The sequence below is a fragment of the Micromonospora sp. CNZ299 genome (assembly GCF_002754415.1).
The window spans coordinates 1,201,742-1,217,730 of the sequence record NZ_PEFG01000001.1 but is presented as its reverse complement, the minus strand read 5'-3'; the positions used below and the strand labels follow the sequence as shown (position 1 = coordinate 1,217,730).

At 69.2% G+C, this 15,989-nt stretch carries 15 protein-coding genes and 2 tRNA genes; 7 read left to right on the top strand and 10 right to left on the bottom strand.

All coding sequences use genetic code 11. From position 1 onward, the window contains the following. Positions 1–43 precede the first annotated feature (43 nt). A complete protein-coding gene (locus CLT68_RS32800) occupies positions 44–199 on the bottom strand; it encodes a hypothetical protein (protein WP_158240864.1) in 156 nt (51 codons plus the stop codon). 143 nt (positions 200–342) lie between these two features. On the opposite strand from CLT68_RS32800, the gene CLT68_RS05785 reads away from it, so the two are divergent. Continuing rightward, the gene (locus CLT68_RS05785) at positions 343–885 is read left to right on the top strand and encodes a YbhB/YbcL family Raf kinase inhibitor-like protein (RefSeq protein ID WP_099849336.1); all 543 of its coding nucleotides are present in this window, start codon (positions 343–345) and stop codon (positions 883–885) included. Between the two features lie 63 nt (positions 886–948). On the opposite strand, the gene CLT68_RS05780 is transcribed toward CLT68_RS05785, so the two are convergent. Then, entirely contained in the window at positions 949–1,659 is a 711-nt protein-coding gene (locus CLT68_RS05780; protein WP_088950682.1) for a class I SAM-dependent methyltransferase, read from the bottom strand. 213 nt (positions 1,660–1,872) lie between these two features. Between CLT68_RS05780 and CLT68_RS05775 the strand changes: the two genes are divergently transcribed. Further along, positions 1,873–3,702 (top strand): DUF6311 domain-containing protein, encoded by a 1,830-nt coding sequence (locus CLT68_RS05775; RefSeq protein WP_486482086.1) that lies wholly within the window; start codon positions 1,873–1,875, stop codon positions 3,700–3,702. Between the two features lie 6 nt (positions 3,703–3,708). On the opposite strand, the gene CLT68_RS05770 is transcribed toward CLT68_RS05775, so the two are convergent. Beyond that, a complete protein-coding gene (locus CLT68_RS05770; protein ID WP_099856829.1) occupies positions 3,709–4,485 on the bottom strand; it encodes a hypothetical protein in 777 nt (258 codons plus the stop codon). Positions 4,486–4,816: 331 nt separating this feature from the next. Between CLT68_RS05770 and CLT68_RS05765 the strand changes: the two genes are divergently transcribed. After that, positions 4,817–6,346 carry a peptide deformylase gene (locus CLT68_RS05765; RefSeq protein WP_099849334.1) on the top strand — a complete coding sequence of 510 codons (1,530 nt, stop codon included), beginning with the start codon at positions 4,817–4,819 and terminating at the stop codon, positions 6,344–6,346. 68 nt (positions 6,347–6,414) lie between these two features. Here CLT68_RS05765 and CLT68_RS05760 read toward each other — a convergent pair whose 3' ends face one another. After that, entirely contained in the window at positions 6,415–7,530 is a 1,116-nt protein-coding gene (locus tag CLT68_RS05760) for a globin domain-containing protein (RefSeq protein WP_099849332.1), read from the bottom strand. A gap of 145 nt (positions 7,531–7,675) precedes the next feature. Between CLT68_RS05760 and CLT68_RS05755 the strand changes: the two genes are divergently transcribed. After that, positions 7,676–8,446, top strand: a complete 771-nt coding sequence (locus CLT68_RS05755) for a CPBP family intramembrane glutamic endopeptidase (RefSeq protein ID WP_088950679.1) — start codon at positions 7,676–7,678, stop codon at positions 8,444–8,446. A gap of 4 nt (positions 8,447–8,450) precedes the next feature. Here CLT68_RS05755 and CLT68_RS33665 read toward each other — a convergent pair whose 3' ends face one another. Next, positions 8,451–9,791, bottom strand: a complete 1,341-nt coding sequence (locus tag CLT68_RS33665; protein ID WP_486482085.1) for a hypothetical protein — start codon at positions 9,789–9,791, stop codon at positions 8,451–8,453. 145 nt (positions 9,792–9,936) lie between these two features. On the opposite strand from CLT68_RS33665, the gene CLT68_RS05745 reads away from it, so the two are divergent. Next, positions 9,937–10,027, top strand: a tRNA-Ser gene (locus CLT68_RS05745). 35 nt (positions 10,028–10,062) lie between these two features. Further along, a tRNA-Arg gene (locus tag CLT68_RS05740) sits at positions 10,063–10,138 on the top strand. 77 nt (positions 10,139–10,215) lie between these two features. On the opposite strand, the gene CLT68_RS05735 is transcribed toward CLT68_RS05740, so the two are convergent. The 3 genes from CLT68_RS05735 to CLT68_RS05725 are packed head-to-tail and all read right to left on the bottom strand — an operon-like array spanning position 10,216 to position 12,768. Beyond that, positions 10,216–11,124: an NmrA family NAD(P)-binding protein gene (locus tag CLT68_RS05735; RefSeq protein WP_099849330.1), complete on the bottom strand. Its 909-nt coding sequence runs from the start codon at positions 11,122–11,124 to the stop codon at positions 10,216–10,218. A 34-nt stretch (positions 11,125–11,158) separates the two neighbouring features. Next, on the bottom strand, positions 11,159–12,139 hold the full coding sequence (locus tag CLT68_RS05730; RefSeq protein WP_099849328.1) for an alcohol dehydrogenase catalytic domain-containing protein: 981 nt from the start codon (positions 12,137–12,139) through the stop codon (positions 11,159–11,161). 26 nt (positions 12,140–12,165) lie between these two features. Then, positions 12,166–12,768, bottom strand: coding sequence for an NAD(P)-binding domain-containing protein (locus CLT68_RS05725; RefSeq protein ID WP_099849327.1), 603 nt, complete (start codon positions 12,766–12,768; stop codon positions 12,166–12,168). A 211-nt stretch (positions 12,769–12,979) separates the two neighbouring features. On the opposite strand from CLT68_RS05725, the gene CLT68_RS05720 reads away from it, so the two are divergent. Then, on the top strand, positions 12,980–13,591 hold the full coding sequence (locus CLT68_RS05720; RefSeq protein WP_099849325.1) for a TetR/AcrR family transcriptional regulator: 612 nt from the start codon (positions 12,980–12,982) through the stop codon (positions 13,589–13,591). A 79-nt stretch (positions 13,592–13,670) separates the two neighbouring features. On the opposite strand, the gene CLT68_RS05715 is transcribed toward CLT68_RS05720, so the two are convergent. Together CLT68_RS05715 and CLT68_RS05710 are read right to left on the bottom strand one after the other, a co-directional pair. Then, positions 13,671–14,330, bottom strand: a complete 660-nt coding sequence (locus CLT68_RS05715) for a dihydrofolate reductase family protein (RefSeq protein WP_099849324.1) — start codon at positions 14,328–14,330, stop codon at positions 13,671–13,673. A 58-nt stretch (positions 14,331–14,388) separates the two neighbouring features. Then, positions 14,389–15,138: a helix-turn-helix domain-containing protein gene (locus tag CLT68_RS05710; protein WP_486482084.1), complete on the bottom strand. Its 750-nt coding sequence runs from the start codon at positions 15,136–15,138 to the stop codon at positions 14,389–14,391. Positions 15,139–15,989: the final 851 nt, after the last annotated feature.

The following is a 15,989-nucleotide window of genomic DNA, read 5'->3' as shown; positions in this document are numbered from 1 at the left end:
CTTCACCGGTTGCCCGGTGGTAGTCCGGCACCCGGTGTCCCGGTCACTCCGGCGGGTTTGTGGGCCGTCGGGCCTCGCGGATCGTCTCCTCGGCCAGTCGCTCCACCGCGCGTCGGCGTTCCTCGGCGATGGCCTGCTCGTCCCGGCGGCGGAACGCGGTGAAGACCGCTGCCACGAAGTCCCGCCAGATGCCGGCCACGGTGTCCCCCTGAGGAACGTTGCCCGACCTCAACGGTAGCTCTGGCAAACCACCCTCGGTGAGCGCGTACTTCCGGTCGTTGGAGGGGCTGCGGCGGGGTAAGAAGGGGCTGGTAACTCCGCACACCGGAAGGACGCGTCCCGATGACCCTGGAACGACCGATTGCCCCGGACCCGTACGAGCTGCTGCCGAGGCTGCCCTCGTTCACGCTGACGAGTGACGACGTGCAGAACGGCGAGCCGATGGACGCCCGGCACGCGCATGACAGCACCGGGGGTGACAACGTCTCGCCGCAGCTGACCTGGTCGGATTTCCCCGCCGAGACGAAGAGTTTCGCGGTGACCTGCTACGACCCCGACGCGCCGACCGGCAGCGGTTTCTGGCACTGGGTGCTGGTGAACGTGCCGGTCGACGTAACGCAGTTGCCCAGCGGCGCCGGCGGCGCGGCGGGCACCGACCTCGGCGGGGCGTTCTCGGTCCGCAACGACTACGGCCAGCAGGGCTATGGCGGTGCGGCTCCGCCGGCCGGTGACCGCCCGCACCGGTACGTCTTCGCGGTGCACGCCGTGGACGTCGACCGGCTGGACCTGACCCCGGACGCCACGCCCGCCTACGTCGGCTTCAACCTCACGTTCCACACCCTGGCCCGAGCGGTGATCCGCCCGACGTACCAGATCAAGGAGTGATCCGTACCCCGCGATCTTGCACGTGATGGCGAAACAGAGTGCAAGATCGCCGGGGGTGGCGGGTCAGGACGGAACGCGGGCCACCGCGAAGACGGACTGCCCGAACGGGGGCCGGACGAGCTGCTCGGCGGCCTTGGTGGCGGGCAGGACGACGGTGTCGTACACCTTCACCATCGGGCCCTCCTTTGGCATCAGCCGGAAGACCTTGGTGGCCATGAAGTAACCGATCAGACCCAGCGCGTTGGCGTAGTGGATCTTCTCGACGGTCAGTCCGGCCTCGGTCATCGCCGCCTGGAGCGTCTTCTTCGTGTAGCGGCGGACGTGCCCGGTGGCGATGTCGGCCGGCCCCATCGCGAACTGGAATGCCGGCACGATGATGATCACGGCGCCGCCGGGTCGGACCAGGTCGCGCATGCTGCGCAGCGCCCCCACGTGGTCCTCGATGTGCTCCAGGACGTTGTACGAGACCGCGGAGCTGTAGTCGCCCCCGTCCTCGTGCGGCAGCAGCATCTGCCGGACGTCGATGTTCGGCCGCTCGGCGAGGCGCTCCTTGAGCTGCAGCAGCCGGTCCGGGTCGGCCTCGGTGGCGGTGAACCGGGGCAGCCGCTGCGACCATTCCAGGGCATAGTCACCGAGGCCGCTGCCGATCTCGATCGGGTCGTCGCCGAGGTACGGCACGGCCAGTTCGATGAACCAGCGACGGTGGTTGACAGCGGTGGCCAGGCCTTCCAGGACCTCGGACTGCACGCGCTGATCCCCAGTGATTTCTGCCATGCGTCGATTCCTCACGATATGAACTCGACCCGTGCCTGGACCGACAGAGTGAATCATCCGCTGGGACGGCAGAAGAATCGGGGCATCGGGGGTGGCCGAATTGTGGTCGGGGGGTGGGTTCGTGATCGGCGGTCGGCGAACCCGGCACATAGTACGGCAGTACCCCGAAACATGTCACGGCAGCGCCAGGCCCTGGCTACCCTATGAATTGTCATGACTACTCCCGAACCGGACGTGCCCAGCGACGGTCCGGCCGCCGCGTCGTCGGCGCAGAGGGCCTCTGGTGATGCTCGGCCCTCCCGCAGCGGGAAGTGGGCCGATCTGGCCGCCGTGCTGAGCTTCGTGGTGCTCGGCTTCTGGGTCACCGGTCGGCTCTGGTTGGACCCGGGCAGTGATGTGCGGGACAACCAGTCAGATCAGTCGCAGTTCGAATGGATGATGGCGCACGGTGCGCGAGTCGTGACGCATTTTGCATATCCATTCCATTCCGACCAGATGAACGTCCCGGACGGCGTGAATCTGATGGCTAATACGTCCGTATTATCCATTTCATTGCCGTTGACCCCGATCACTCTGCTGTTCGGGCCTCGGGCGGCATTCCTGGTCTTTCTCACCCTCGGCATGATTGCCACCGCCACAGCCTGGTACTTCCTGCTCTCCCGGGTCCTGATCGGCACCCGGGGGCCCGCGTGGCTGGGCGCCGGCTTCTGCGCGTACGCGCCCGCCATGGTGTCGCACGCCAACGGGCACCCGAACATCGTGTCGCAGTTCGTCGTGCCATTGATCATCTGGCGCACGCTGCGACTCGGTGAACCGGGCCGTTGGCTGCGCAACGGGGTCCTCCTCGCGCTCGTGATCGTCTGGCAGGCCTTCCTCAACCTGGAGATCCTGCTGATGACCGCGATCGGGCTCGGCGTGGTCGTCGGCGTGCTCGCCCTGGGCCGCCCGGAGCTGCGATCGCGGATCCGGCCCTTCCTCGCCGGTCTTGCCGTCGCCGCCGGGGTCGCCGGGCTGCTGCTCGCGTACCCGCTCTACGTGCAGTTCTTCGGGCCGGGCGCGTACTCCGGGTTGTCCCGTCTGATCCGTGGCTACTCCAGCGACCTCGCCTCGTTCGTCGCGTACTCCCGGGAGTCACTCGCCGGCAGCCCGCGCACCGCCGCCGGTCTGGCCAAGAACCCGACCGAGGAGAACAGCTTCTTCGGTTGGGCGCTGGTGGTGCTGGTGATCGCCCTGGTGTGGTGGATGCGCCGCTCGGTGGTGGTGCTCGCGCTGGCCGGGCTCGGGTTGCTCTTCGCGGTGCTCTCGTTGGGCCGCGAGGTCCGCTTCGACAACCGGGGTACGGGTGTGCCCGGTCCCTGGGCGGCGCTGGAGAACCTGCCCATCCTGCACTCGGTCGTGCCGACGCGGTGGGCGTTGGCGATCACCCCGATCGTCGGGCTGCTGCTCGCCTTCGGTGCGCAACGCGCCCACGAGCTGGCCCGCTCGCACCCGGCCGCCCGCGGGCAGATCCGCTTCGTCACCGCCACGGTGTTCGTGATGGCCCTGTTGCCGATCGTGCCCACTCCGCTGCCCGTGGCCCATCTGGACCCGGTGCCCACCTTCGTGACCAGTGGGGCCTGGCGTCCCTACGTGACCGGTGGGCGCAGTGTGGTGACCCTGCCGTTGCCGGACACCACCTACGCGGAGCCGCTGCGCTGGTCCGCCGAGACCCGGCTGGACATGCCGCTGGCTCGTGGCTACTTCCTGGGCCCGGACACCCGTCCGAACGCCGACCCTCCCAAGGTCGCCCTGTTCGGTGCCACGCCGCGCCCCACCAGCAGCTTCTTCTCCACCATCCGACGCACCGGGGCGGTGCCGCCGATCACCCCGCAGGCCCGGGTCAAGGCGGTCGACGACCTGCGGTTCTGGCGGGCCGGCGTGGTCATCCTCGGGCCGCAGGAGCACGAGGCCGCGCTGCGTCGGGGGATGACCGAGCTGACCGGGATCCAGCCGGTCTTCACCGGCGGTGCGTGGGTGTGGGACGTACGGCCGTTGACCGACTGAATCCCACTAGCGGACGCAGCAGCCCTGGCAGACCTTCGGTCGCGGCAGGGTGAAGGCGAGGCAGCAGGTGCGCCGCTGCACGCTCGGCTCGCCGGTCGGCCCTGGCACCAGCTCGATCAGATCGGCCAGGTCGAGTGCGCCGAGCAGGGTGTCGATGCTCTGCACCGTGGAGCCGGGCAGGTTGTCGGCGGCCCGCAGGATGCCGTGTGCGATGCCGGAGGCGACCGAGCCGAGCAGCGTCCGGGTGCCCACCCGCACCTCTGACTGGATCGCCGTGATGAGCGGTGCCAGGTGGGCGTCGAGCAGGGAGGCGCGCAGTGCGCCCAGCAGCTCCGCCTCGTCGGCGACGACCCGCACCTCAGGCAGGCCGGCGAGCGCCAGCGGGTCGTTCGGCAGCACCGCCACGGTGATGCCACGGCGCAGGCCCATGGTGAGCAGCTGCCGGTGGTCCTCGAAGTGGATCAGCACGTCGGCCGGGTCGAGCAGCGGCACCCGCCGGGCGGAGGCCCAGCCGAGCACGACCGGCAGTGCGGTCCAGTAGCTGTACGACTTCCAGGCCAGCGCGGCGCAGGCGTGCGGGGTGCCGCCCCAGCGGACGGCGGCCCCGTTCAGCAGCTCTGGCAGCCGACTGCCGTCGATCAGGGTGGTGGCGGGCGACCAGCCGAGCTCGTCTTCGACCACCAGGCCCCGGGCGAGCCCGGGAAGATCGTCGGTGCCGAACATGGCGCGGAGCGCCGCGGTGACGGGGGCGAGTGGCGTGGCGGTGGCGTCGCGCCTCGGCAGCACCGCTGTCACCTGAGGTCCCCCGTCCGCGTGACCGAGGAGCGAACCTCGGCGGACGACCAGTGCCGTCCTGAGCTAAGGCTAGCCTAACCATGCCCTCTGGTCTAAGGGAAGCCTCACCTTGGTCAAATCGGGAGGCCCAGGTCACGCCGATCTTCCGGCGGGAACAGCGCTCCGTGCCTCGCGTACTACCCGGCGTCAACACGGGGAAACGCTGCCAGAGGATCGACGTTTGTCGGTGGATTGTCAAGAAGTGTGTCGGCAAGGTGCCAGATGCGTGTGTGCTCGCGCACAGAACGTGAAACTTATAGCCCCGGCCACGAGGAAGCTGATGACGACCTCACCCCTCGAACGGGCTGCCGACTCCTTCGCGGCCGAGCTCGCCCGGCAACGGACCGGGCGAGGGCTGTCCAAGAAGCAACTGGCCGTCCTGATGGGGTTCGACCCGTCCTACGTGAGTCACGTCGAGGGGCGCCGGCACCGTCCGACCGAGGACTTCGCCCGCCGCGCCGAGGCCGTCCTGGAGGCCAGCGGCGCGATCTGGCAGCGCTTCCGGGAGTACGACGACCTGCGGCACGCCCGCGCCGGTCAACCACACCGGGAGCCGTACCTGCCCGGTCAGTGGCTGCCGCCGGGCACCGGCCTCGTCGTGGAGCGCGAACTCGCCTCCCTCACCCACACCGATGAGGGCTACCGGTGCGTGATCCACCGCGAGCTGTACAACGCCGGCACCGAGCCCGTCACCCGTTACCTGGCCAGGGTCGCCGTCGACCGCTACCCGAACGACCCCGGCCGCTCCAACCGGCACCACCGGGAGCACCCGCTCACGTTCGCCGAGCTGCAACTGCAGGCCCGCAGGGACGACGGCGGCGGCGACCCGGAGCCGATGCACTGGCGGGCCAAACACGATCGGGACGCGTTCAAGGAGATTTGGCTGCTCTTCGAGAACGGGGAGCGGCGCTTCCCGCTCTACCCGGGCGACCGGGCCACCATCGAGTACGCGTACAGCGTCGGGCACGAGAAGTGGGGCCCCTGGTTCCAACGCGCCGTCCGGCTGCCCACCCGGCAGCTCGCCGTACGCCTGGACCTGCCGGTGAGGCTCGACCCGCAGGTCTGGGGCGTGGAAACCTCCCTCTCCGCGGAGGAGGGCCCGCTGCGGACGGCCCCGCAACGGCACGACGAGGGCGACCGGGCGATCTACGACTGGCAGACCGACGACCCGCCGCTGAACGCCCGCTACCGGATGCAGTGGCGCTTCCGCGCCCGACCGGAGACCGAACCCGACAGCGGCCCCGGCGGCGTCCGGGTCCGGCCCAGCGACCGGATGCGCGGGCTCGGCATCGTGCAACGCGGCGCCGACCTGCTCCGCCGACGCGTCCGGCCGTTCGACCTGCCCGTGGAGGAGCCGGTTGCCCGGGACCTGGTCGACCGGCTCGTCACGGCCCTGGCCCGGCTCGACGAGCTGCACCCGTTCAGCAAGGGGGTGGGGGTGGCCGCCCCGCAGCTCGGCATCGACCGGGCGGTGGCCGTGGTCCGGCCGCCGGATCGCTCGGCGGAGCCGGTCGTGCTGCTCAACCCCCGGGTGGTCGACGCCGACCCGGACACCGACGAGCAGTACGAGGGCTGCCTCTCCTTCTTCGACTTCCGGGGTCTGGTGCCCCGGCCGCTCCGACTGGACGTGGAGCACGCCCAGTGGGACGGCAGCCGGGTCATCACCTCGTTCGAGTTCGGCATGGCCCGGCTGGTCGCCCACGAGATCGACCACCTGGAGGGGCGGCTCTACGTCGACCGGATGGCGCCCGGCGTGCCGTTGGTGCCGGTGGAGGAATACCGCGAGACCGGGCACCCCTGGCGCTACTGACCAACGAGGGACCGGGGCGCGTGCCCCAGGGGGCAGGGGCACGCGCCCCGGTGTGGGGGGAGGAACGTCTAGAGGTCACCGAAGGTGTCGTAGCGGATCTGCGGCGGCGGCACGTCGTCCGCGGCGAGCACCCGCAGGGTGGACCGGACCATCCGGGCCGAGCCGGAGACGAAGCAGTCGTGCGTGGTCCACGGGCCGTAGCGGGCCACCACGTCCGCGATGTCGCCCTGCTCACCGTCGAAGTCCGGGTCCTCACTGCACGCCGGGGTGACCGACAACCACGGGTGTACGGCCACCAGCTCCTGCAAGCCGGCCAGGCCGTACAGGTCCCCCGCCTGCCGGGCGCCGTAGAAGACGTGCACCCAGCGGGTCCGGTTGTAGCTGGCCAGCTCCTCCACCAGGGCCTTGATCGGCGCCAGGCCGACCCCGCCGGCCACGCAGAGGATGTCCCGTTCCGAGGAGCGGTCCAGGGTCATCGACCCCATCGGCGCCGCGAGGCGGAGCAGCTCGCCCGGTCGCACCCGACGCACCAGCGCACCGGAAACCCAGCCGGCACCCGGCGACCGCACGTGGAACTCCAGCACGTTGTCGTCGTTCGGGGCGTTCGCCACCGAGTAGTTCCGCCACACCCGGGGGTGGTGGCGCGGCACCTCCAGGCTCACGTACTGGCCAGCCTTCCAGCGCAGCGGATGCTGCAACGCCCGGCAGGTCAGCACGGCGGTGTCCGGGCCGTACCGCTGGTGGGTCAGCACCTCGGCGTGCCAGAACGGCGGGCCGTCGTCGGCCGCCGCCCCGGCCACCATCAGGGCGGCGATCGCGGCGTACGCCTCGCGCCACGCCTGGTCGTACTCCAGGTTCCAGCCGTCGCCGGCGGTGCTGCGCAGCGCGTCCAGCAAGGCGACTCCCATCGTCGCGTAGTGCCGGTCATCGACGTGGTACTTGCGGTGGTCGCGGCCCAGCGCCCGGAGGAACTCGTCGAAGCTCTCCGGGTCGTCGACCGTGTGGATGGCCGCGATGATCGCTTCCAGCAGGCGGTCGCCCTGGCCGGTCATCTGCACCGGGAAGAGTTGCCGCAGGGCGGGGTCGAGCAGGAACAACCGGGCGTAGAAGTGCCCGCTCAGCCGGGCCCGGTCGTCCTCGACCAGGGTCCAGCTCTCCTTCAGCAACCGCGCGAGGTTGTCCACGGGGCGCTCCTTCTCCAGACGGCAGCGGATCGGGCGCCCATAGAATCTCCACGGAGAGTGTCGACTGGTCGCACAGAATGTGCGATCGGCTCATGCTGGCCGGTCGGTCGTGCCCCGGGTGCCGCCTGTCGGGCAGAGTGGTGCGGTGACCGTTGAGCTGACCCGCCCGGTGTCCCGCCGACTGCTGGGCACCGAGACGCTGCTGGTCCTCGGCCTCTCCCTCGGCCAGTCAGCGGTCTACGCGGTGGTCTCGATCATCGCGAAGCTGACCGCCGAGGGTCCGCTCTCCAAGCAGACCGCCTCGCTGAACACCTCGGCGTCGAGCCGACCCTGGCTGGACCTCACCTACCAGTTGCTCGGCATCGTCTTCGCGCTGCTTCCGGTGCTGCTCGCCGTACACCTGCTCACCCGGGACCCCGGCGACCCGGCACGGGCGCTCGGCCTGGACGCGCGGCGGCCCGGTCAGGACCTGGCCCGTGGTGCCGGCCTGGCGGCGCTGATCGGCCTGCCCGGGCTGGCCCTGTTCTGGGTGGCGGCCCAACTCGGCATCAACGCCACGCTGGTGCCGGCGGCACTCCCGCAGGTCTGGTGGACGGTCCCGGTGCTGATCCTCGCGGCCGTGCAGAACGCCGTGCTGGAGGAGGTGATCGTGGTCGGCTACCTGGTCACCAGGCTTCGCCAGCTCCAGTGGCGGCTCGCCGCGATCATCGCGGCCAGCGCCCTGCTGCGCGGCTCGTATCACCTCTACCAGGGCTTCGGCGCGTTCGTCGGCAACGCGGTGATGGGCGTGGTGTTCAGCCTGTTCTACCTGCGCACCCGGCGGGTGATGCCGCTGATCATCGCGCACACCCTGCTCGACGTGGTCGCCTTCGTCGGCTACGCGCTGCTGCCCCGGGAGTGGTTCGACTGGCTCTGACGATTCAGCGCCGGTCGGGCCGGTAGACGGCCACCGCTCGGGACGCGAGCCGGTCGGCCGCCGCCGCGTCACCCAGCGCCGCCGCCAGCACCGCCGCGCCCGGCAGCAGCCGGGCCACCAGCCGCAACGCCACCCAGCCACCGGCCTGCGCCGTGAGCGGGGCGGCCAGCCGCCAGGCGGCCTCCGCAGCCCGCGGCCAGGCCCCCTCGACCGGGTCGCCCGCCGCTTGCGCGGCAGCCAGGGCCGCCTCCGCGCTCGCCGCGTCCGGGTGCACCTGGGTGAGGACCAGCAGCTCGACGGCCCGGTCGGGATGCGCCGGATCCCTGCCGTACGCCGCGGCCAGGTGCAGCACCAGGTTGGCGTGCGTCCACAGCACCGATGTCAGCTCGGCCAGCGGCGCGAAGAACCCGGCCAGGGCCGCCGTCGCCCCACCCGCGCCCGCCGAGCGGACGAACCGCCGGGTGGCCAACCGGGCCAGGCCGTCCGCCGGCGCGTCCGGATACCGGGCACGCAACCGCCCGGCCCAGTCGGCCGCGCCGGGCCCGAGCGCCCGCACGGCCGCCAGAGCCAACAGCTCCGGCGCGAAGCCCGGGTGGTCGAGCACGCGCGCTGCGACCGCCCGCAGCTCCGATTCCGGGGTACGCGCCACAGCGGGCTCGACCTGCTGCTCGGCGGGAGATGCCAGCGGCGTGTGCTGCTCGGCTGCGGGCTCGGGGACGGCCTTCCTCGGCGTGGTGCTCTTACGGGGGGATGCCGTGCGTTTGGCGGGACTGGCGGCGCGCTTGCGCGGCGCCGGTGTGGTCGGGGTCACCTCGACGGTGGTCTCGGCTGCCTTCTTCCGGGCGGCCTTGCGAACGGGGGTGGTCCGGGCCTTCGGCTCGACGCGTGCTGCTTGTCGTGGTGGGTCGGTGGCTGCCGTGGCGGCCTGCGGGCTCGGGTGGTCGTCGGTCCCAGGGCGTGGCTGGTCGGGGGTCGCCGGGCGTGGCTGCTCGGTGTTCGCCGGGTCTGGCTGGCTGGTGCTCGCGTCGACGCTCGGGGGAGCTGGTCGGTCGCCGTTCGCGTCGCCGGTCGCCGGCTGTGGCTGCTCGGCGCCCGCGTCGCTGGTCGGGGCGCGCCTGGGCTGTCGGGGCAGCGGCCGGTCCGGATCCGGGGGTTGGAACAGCACCGCCGGGGCGGGCTTCGCCCGGCGAGGGCGCTGGCTCGCCGGAGCGGCTGGCGGCGGCGTCGCCGTCTCGGCGGGCTGCTCGGCGGCAGTCGGCGGCGTGAAGGTGGCCCGCGGGGAGCGCCGACGCGCTCTTTCAGCAGGCTCTCGACGGGTCGGCTCGCTGGGCGGCTGCTCCTGCATATCGATGGAGCGTAGTCCCGATCACGCCGCCGCACAGCGGTGAAACACGAGGGCGGGCGGTCCCGGTGGGCGCACCCCGGAAGTCGTTTTGCTCCCGGTGGGTGGCGACCTGTATCCTCGGGCGCGGTGGTCTACGGGCCACCAGGGAGACTTCGCCTAGTCTGGTCTATGGCGCCGCACTGCTAATGCGGTTGGGGTCTTAAAGCCCCTCCCGGGTTCGAATCCCGGAGTCTCCGCGCGAAAGTCAGGTGTGTACACTGGCTGAGCACGAGCGCCCGTAGCTCAATGGATAGAGCATCTGACTACGGATCAGAAGGTTAGGGGTTCGAGTCCCTTCGGGCGCACCACTTAAGCAGGGGAATATAGCCAACCGGCTATATTGCCTGCTTTCGTATGGGGCGAGGCTCCGAGCTGGTCTGGGCGATCATGCGCTGCGCGCCGGCTCATTCGTCGTTCCCGGACCAACCGCGGGGTAGTTCTTCTCGAGGAATTCGCGGTAGCCGGTGGGCCGGTACCCGATCAGCCGCTCCAGATCGTCGGTGTGCTTGCTGAACGATCCGAGGCCGACACCTGCGACCCAGGCCGTCAGGAACTCGGCGACCGGGCCGGGAACGTCCTTCTGGAGGTAACTTTCGAGGAATTCTTCAACCGGGACGGGCAGGTAGGGGACCGGCTGGCCGTGGATATCGCTCAATGTGGCGGCGATGTCCCGGTACGACGCCGCTTGGCTGCCGTTGAGCGTGTAGGTCTTGTTCTCGTGGCCGGCCTGGGTGAGCACGGCCACGTTGCCTGCTGCGAGGTCGCGCAGCAACGCGGGCGCCATAGTGCCCTCGCCGGGGGGAACTCGCAGGCCCTTCTCGTACACGTCGGCCGCGAGGTATTGCTCCAGATAGTCGAGGTAGATCGGGTTACGCAGGATGGTGTAGGTCAGTCCGGAGGCACGCAGGGTCTGCTCCGTAAAGACGTCGGACTCGGTGACGCCCACCTGATTGATGCCGAGGTCCTCGTCGCGCTGGATCGCCGTGTAGATCACATGCTTAACACCGGCCTGCTTCGCGGCCGTGATGGCGTTGTAGTGCTGGGTGTTTCGATCGGTGAAGGCCACCGCCGAAACGAGCAGGAGCTTGTCCACGCCGTCGAAGGCCCGTACGAGCGAGGCATGGTCGAAGTAGTCGCCCTGGCGGATGTCCACACCACGCTCAGTCAGATCGGCTGCCCGGTCGGGGCTGCGGGAAAGCCCGGCCAGTTGCTCGGCGGGCAGGCGTTCAAGGAGGAGTTGCAGGGTCAGGCGGCCGAGATTTCCCGTGGCTCCAGTGACGAGCAGCTTTTCCATGTGTCCATTCCTTTTCTGTAGTTCGGTCGGGTGTTCAGAAGCTGATGACGGTTTTGCCGATGGTGCGTCCGCTTTCGGCCAGCCGGTGAGCTTCCCGCATGGAATCCGCAGTGAGACCGTGCAGGTGCGTCGTCACGATGGGACGTACCTGGCCCGCCAGATCGGCAAGAATCTGACCTTGGCGATGGAGGTCGTGGCCGGCGATGACACGGCTGAAAACCATCTCCACGTGCAGGGAAACGGATTTTTGGATCAGGGGCTCGATGTCGGTGGTGCCGGTGAGGTCGGTGGTTGCCACATGGCCGAACGGCCGCAGGACGTCGGCGATCCAGCCGATGTTGGCGGCGGTTCCCTTGGTGGAGAGCACCAGATCGATCCGGTCGACGCCCGCGTTCCGCAGCTGGCCGGCGACGTCCGCTGTGTGGTCGAGCACCAGGTCGGCCCCCATGGCCGTGCACCACTCGCGGGAGTCAGGCCGGGAAGCCGTGCTGAGCACCAGGGCGGAGGTCTTGCTCTTGAGCAGTTGCGTCGCCAGCGAACCCACGCCTCCGGCGCCGCCTACCACCAGGACGTTCTCGACACCAGTGGGCAGGCCGTCCTGGTCCCGGAACAAGGCTTCGGAGGCGGTGAGGCCGCCGATCGGCAAGGAGGCGGCATCGGCGAAGGAGAGCTGATCCGGAATCCGGGCGACGACCCGGTGGTCAACGGCCAGGCGTTCGGCCCAGCAGCCGTCCCGGGTGACGTCTCCGGTCCCCATGACGCAGTCGCCGACGGCGAATCCCTGCGTCGCCGATCCTGTCCTGGCCACCACTCCGGCGAACTCCCAGCCGAGGATGACCCGCCCACCCGGGGGTGCACTGCGCAGCTTTCGGACGGACGCCTCGCCCGGGTTGACGCCCACGGCCCGAACCTCGATCAGCAGATCGCTCTCACGCATCTGCGGTTCGTCCGTATCCGTGAGCTTCAGGGCGAACTCTTCGAGCGGGTGGGCCTTCTCATAGGCCAGTGCCTTCACTGGATACTCCTGTCGGATGTTGGGGGTCAGTCCTGTTTGAGAGCGTGCAGAGCAGAGAGCGGACCCGTTCCGACCTGCATGAGACGGCCGCCTTCGCGCAACGGCCCCGCGTCTACCGGCGCGAAGCCGACGGCTTCGAACGTCTGCTGGACGAGCGTTTTCGCCTCGGTGTCATCTCCGGCGCAGAAGAGGAGCTGACGGCCCTCGGCGTGCTGGGGATCAGCCGCGATGTACTGCCCATACAAGGTGCTGAAGGCCTTCACCACCCGCGCGCCGGGGGCGTGGCGGGCGACAATCTCGCTGCTGGTCTCGTCGCCGAGATCGGCGAGGTCGGCGGGCGTCTGACCTACGATGTGATTGGTGGCGTCCACCAGGATGCGCCCTTTCCAGGCGGGCACACCGGCCAGCGCAGTCGGTACATCGCTCCACCGGACGGCGAGGAACACCATGTCGGCTGCCGCGGCTTGGGCGACCGTTCCGGCGCTGGCCAGCGGCCCTAATGCGGCCACGACCTCGTTCAGCGACGCCGGCCCGCGGCTGTTGCTCAGCATCACGCGGTGGCCCGCAGCCACGAGGTGGCTGGCGATGGCCTGCGCGACGGTACCCGCCCCGATCGTTCCCACGTCCATACCCAACCTCTGTCCGTTGCGGAGACCCCTTGAGGCCTCTTACGATGACAACCGTCATCAAAAAGAATAATGATGGTTGACATCGTTACCTGTCAAGGTGGGTGCCGACGTGACGGGCGTCATTGATGATGGGTATCATCGAAGGTTCGGGTGGCGTCGGCCCTGTTCAGCAGTGGCTCGGGTGCGCCACCCGCCCGGGAAGGAGACTCACGTGCCCCGCCTCACGCCGGAGCGGAAGAAGCTCAACCACGACAAAATCATCGAGGCCGCAGGCCGGGGGTTCCGGACCCACGGCGTCAACGGGATCGGCATCGCCGAGCTGATGAAGGCCGCCGAGATGACGCACGGCGGCTTCTACAATCACTTCGGCTCCAAGGATGAGCTCGCCCTGGAAGTCATCCGGCAGGGCTTCGGCAGCTCCCTCGGCAACCTGGCCGGCATCCGCGAAGAACATCCCGGCTCGGCCCGGGCGGCCCTGGATCACATCTTCGACCAGTACCTGGCCGTCGAGCACCGTGACCAACCCGAAATCGGCTGCGCGTCCGCCGCGTTGGTCACGGACGTCGGACGTGAAGGCGTCGCGGCCCAATCCGAGTACCAGCACGGGCTCGAGGGCTTCTTCAGTGTCATCACAGAGATGGTGCTTGAGAACGCCAGTCAGTCCGGCACTCACCTGGATGCCGAACAGGCCCGCGAGCAGGCCATTGCTCTGTTCAGCCAGATGGTCGGCGCGCTCGTCGTCTCGCGAGCGGTCGTCAGGTCCTCCCCCGCCCTGGCGGACGAGATCCTCAAGGCGAACAACTCTCGGCTCAAGCAGGTTTGAACGGCCTCTCAGTCGGTGCTGTTGAGTGCGGCAACCAGCAACCGTTCCGCGCTCCCTCGAAGCCGGTCGGGCACCGTTGTCAGTCGAGGACCGTCGCCGAGCGCCCTTCGTCGACCGTGTACGCGCCTGCGGAGATCGCGCCGAGGCTCGTGGGGTCGAGGGTCAGCGAGACGACGCCGCCGGGCAGTACGCGCGAGCTCTCGTCGACGGTTGCGAACGTCGCGGGCGTCGATCCGTCCGGGAACAGACGCTTTCCTGTGCCGACGATGACCGGGTATTGAAGTAGCCGGTAGACATCGACGAGTCCTGCCCGGTGCAGCGTCTGCACGAGTTTCCAGCTTCCGTGAACCTGGAGCTCCTTGCCGGGAAGCTCCTTGAGGCGGCGTACCTCGTCGGCCGGGTCACCGCGTAGGACCGTCGTCGGGTTCCAATCGGCTTCATCGTCGGTCAGCGTAGAGCTGACGACATACTTTGGCAGCGTGTTGAGCTTGGCGGCAATCAGGTTGTCAGGTTCGGTGACCTTCGGCCAGTACCCGCCGAGCAGGCCGAAGCTGGTGCGGCCGAAGAGGAACGCGTCGGCCTCACGGAACCAGCTCTCGACGATTTCGTTGGTGTGCGTCGAGGCGTGCGGAACGAGCCACCCGCCGCGGTCGAAGCCGCCGGAGCGGTCCTCGTCGGGAGTTCCGGGTCCTTGCATGACGCCGTCGAGACTGACGAAGATGTTGACGCTGAGTAGCACGATTTTCCTTCAAGTTCTGGGTTGCGGACAGCCGTCAGGGCTGGTTGGCAGACGGACGCTAACTGCCGGGCCCAGGGTGCGTCTTGTACAGGAACGACATCGCGGCAAAGTGGCCCGCCTGCAGCTCGCCTGCGGTGCACCCGACGTACCGACGCAGCGCATGCGCGAGGTGGGCTTGGTCGAAGTACCCCAACGTCTCGACGACTGTGCGCCAGTCAAGGCCGTTGCGCAGCATCGTGGCTGCGGCGTTCGCGCGGTCGATCTGCCTAACGGCGGTTTGCGACAGTCCGATGATCGCTCGGTAGCGACGCTGCAGGGTTCGCTCGGTCGGGCTGGCTTCGGGATGCTCGGCGATTTGCTCCTCGTCCCCGAGTTGCGATCGCACCAGCAGACCCGCGTCCTGCAATCGCCGGACCAAATGCTCGACGTTCTCGAACGTCGGCGCCTCCCAGCTTTCGCCGCCGATGACGATCCTGCCCGATTCCGTCACTGGGAACGGCACGTACCCATCGACGATCGAGGCTGCAGGATGCGGCCGAAGAACCGCGCCGAATGCGAACCGGACCCCGAGGAACTCGGTGCCCGGCGGGACCGGTGCCGTAGTCGCCCTCGTTTCCGGCCCGCGCAGGCTGGCGAGTAGGCGTCCCTGCGCCCGCGAGAGGATCAGATGCCAGCAGGTGCGTGCTGCGGACGTCATCGTCTCCTCGGCGTCAGAGGAGCGGGTGCGCCACACGCGGTCGACGAGGTTCACGTCGATGTCGGTGTCGCGATGCTCGAACCGCAACGCCACGGCCTCCTGCGTCTTCAAACTGCCGAGATTCCCTCCTGAGGCTAGCGACGTCGACAATCAGGACCGACAACCTTCAGAAGCGCAAGAAGTACGCCCGGAGTTCCGGGAGGGAGCCTGTCCGAATCGTCGAGGAGGCGGGGAAGCCGGTCGCGCAGATCGCCGGGGACGTACCAGGGCATGCTCAAGGCTGGGCCAATCGGGTCCGGGCCGGGCGCGAGGGCCCCCTGCGCGACAACACCGCGCGTACCGGCAGCCCCAGAGGGCAGGGAACTGCCGAGTCAGCCCTAGCCGCCAGCCTCCGCCCCTCGCCTCTCACGAACACCTGAGACGATGCCGCATGCTCACACGTCTACGCATGGTCAGAGTGACAACCAGGCCCGTTCAGGTAAGAGAGATAGCCGCCGTTGACCTACCACGGAGCGCGGAAGCGGCCTTTTCGTTCATGTGGGACCCGGCATCTTCTCTCAAGCTCTTTGAGGCGGAGGTAGCCGTGGCTCTCCCAGGTCGGGAGGGAGTCGGCGAAATCCAGGCTTTCGTAGAGCGGACCCCAGGCGGCCGAATGGGTGTCCTGCACGAGGTGACTGAGCTTGATCCCGGCCGTCGCGCAGTTACCCGTAGCCTTACCTCCTGGTGTCCTAGCTGGAGCGCACTCACCATCGAGGCGCTCGGCCCTGACTCATGCCGTCTGACTCAGGAGTTCTGGGCAGATGTTCCGGCGGGTGTACACGCAGCGCAGGAGCAGCAGATGCGCGACGAGTTCCGACAGCGGCTGGAATCGATGACGCGCCGGCTAGCTGAGTGGGCCGCCGGCGGACTCTGATAGTCCCGCCGTTCAAGCACGTCCCGTCAGGGGACCTAGTCCCGCCGTA